This is a genomic window from Caballeronia terrestris, from assembly GCF_001544515.1.
GTDB lineage: Bacteria > Pseudomonadota > Gammaproteobacteria > Burkholderiales > Burkholderiaceae > Caballeronia > Caballeronia terrestris.
Window position 1 is genome coordinate 1 of sequence record NZ_FCOL02000300.1, and the last position, 2,096, is coordinate 2,096.

Genomic DNA, 2,096 nt, shown 5'->3' on the forward strand with positions numbered 1-2,096 from the left:
AGACGCAGCCATGCTTGCCCTTCGCTTGCAAGTGATTCCCTGTTCGGTGTGCTAAAACTATCGCTTACGATCAATCTTCGAGCCGCAACGCGCCGGTATTGTCGTCCCATCGTCATAGTCGATGAAAACGGAGCACGATATGAGAAAGACGATCCTTTGCGCAATAGTGCTGCTCGGACTTGCAGCATGCTCATCGGACGCGCGCTGGAATGAATTTCGGCAGTCCGAACCGCAGCTCAAGGAGGCGCGAGAGTTCGCCTTGGTCGAGTGTTCCGGCCGCGAGGAATGCTCGCAGCGTTGGGAGCGCGCGATGGAGTATGTCGCGCGCTATTCTGCAACACGCATACGTCATGCGGATTCTGCTGGAATTGAAACAGGACGTCCGCTCGAGGCCGGTGTGGTCTATCTATCGGCGACGCGCACGCCGGCGGACAAAATCGGGGAACGCGCACGCATAAGCCTGAAAGGAATGTGCAAAGGCATGTACGGCATGGACGGCGGCCCTGGCTGGCTCTACGCCAGTTGCGCGAGCCAGATTCGCAGCATCGAGATGAACTTTCGGGAGAGCTGCAGCATCTGGTCGGAAATCGTCGGCTGACGGCGTTCAATACCGCCTTCTCGAGCCCCGAACGGAAGACTTACGCCATTCCAAGTGGCCTCATTACGCCGATTGTCCCCCACTCGATTACGCCGATCCGTGACAACCCGTGCGGGCAGTGAGAGAAGGCGCTACTGTGCTCATACTCGGGACGGGCCGCTCCGGTGCTCAGTCAGCAGCGACCATTATGTCTAGATGTATTCCAATCGCGTTGTTCAGTCAACATCTGAGGCCAGCGCCTCCGCACGGCGAATATACCTCTAATGTTCTAACGCTTCCCTAAGGCTTCCCTAAGGGAAAGCGTTGATGATGTCACTTAATAGCCTCATGGCCGCCAACGCCCCCACATACACTGCAGCATCTTCGGAGATTTGCATGCCCTCGAACCGCCCAGTACACTTGCCGCCTCTGGCCCGAGCACGATACGATTCGATAACCAGGGTACTGCACTGGTTAACACTTTGGTTGCTCATTGCGCAGTTTGGGTTAGGGTGGTTCATGCCAGAGGTTGATGGCGTCAAAGAGGCGTCGGGCCTTATTGCATGGCATGTCGGTGTGGGGACAACACTTCTTGTCGTGATTGCAGCGCGACTTCTCTGGGCACTAGTTCGTCGAGCGCCCGCACCTGTCGAACAATCGTCAGCGCTTCGTGCAGTGGCGAAGGCGGTACATATGGCCATGTATGCACTATTGCTTTTCGTGCCCTTCCTCGGCTGGTTGAATGCAAGCGCGAGAAACTGGATGGTCAAACTCGGCGGCGTACTTCCACTGCCTCAAATCGCCACGCCCGGCTCTCTTTCAGCATCAATCGGTGAGTTTCACAGCGCGAGCTCGACGATACTACTGATGCTAATTGGACTGCATGTGCTAGCGGTTGTGATACATCAGGTTGCAATCAAAGACCAACTGCTCCGGCGCATGCTTTAAAGACATAATGGACGTCAGGTCTGTCCCAGCAGCGAGGCTTACGCCGCTACCCTGACACGTTCGGCCGCTGTGATGCTGCAAGCAGCAGTTCGGCTCGCACGTCGCTTACGATTAGCACTTAACTGGACGACGCCTCGATGAGATATGCCGCTGCGCTGGTTGCTCTCTTTGCTTGGCTAGTAGCTGCGATGCCGGCGCCTCTGAGCACGTCACCGAATTCCCGGGCGACTGCATTCGTCATTGCTGTCGCCACTAGGGACCTGCGCAGTGCACGGCAAGGTGGCCAACACGTGCTTGCTTATGAGCGAGACGAAACAGAAGCGACGCTGTCTTCCTCCATCACAGAATGGTTGACGCAAGGCGATAGGAGAAGCCTACGGCTTGCACTCGCCGACCAGGAAACCATCTTTGCATTCCATTGGGCGGCGGCGCAGATGCCCGCCCAATCTCAGTGCTTCGTCGACATCGACAGCGAAGGATGTCAGCAAGATCTGGCTTACTGGTTGGCGCGGGTACGAAATGGTGACCCACGGTTTATCTCAGCCTATCGGCAGTCGCAGTTCCGGTTGGG

2 protein-coding genes and 1 pseudogene are annotated in these 2,096 nt (G+C 56.8%); all 3 read left to right on the plus strand.

Features of this window, described 5'->3' with window-relative positions:
- Window positions 1-139 precede the first annotated feature (139 nt).
- Window positions 140-598, plus strand: coding sequence for a hypothetical protein (locus tag AWB67_RS36785; RefSeq protein WP_087660735.1), 459 nt, complete (start codon window positions 140-142; stop codon window positions 596-598).
- 375 nt (window positions 599-973) lie between these two features.
- On the plus strand, window positions 974-1,525 hold the full coding sequence (locus AWB67_RS36790; RefSeq protein ID WP_087660736.1) for a cytochrome b: 552 nt from the start codon (window positions 974-976) through the stop codon (window positions 1,523-1,525).
- Window positions 1,526-1,815: 290 nt separating this feature from the next.
- Window positions 1,816-2,096: pseudogene (locus tag AWB67_RS42725) on the plus strand (hypothetical protein); the annotation flags it as partial.

Coding starts and splice junctions, on each gene's coding strand:
- AWB67_RS36785 (WP_087660735.1), top strand. CDS start 140: ATGAGAAAGACGATCCTTTGCGCAATAGTGCTGCTCGGACTTGCAGCA.
- AWB67_RS36790 (WP_087660736.1), top strand. CDS start 974: ATGCCCTCGAACCGCCCAGTACACTTGCCGCCTCTGGCCCGAGCACGA.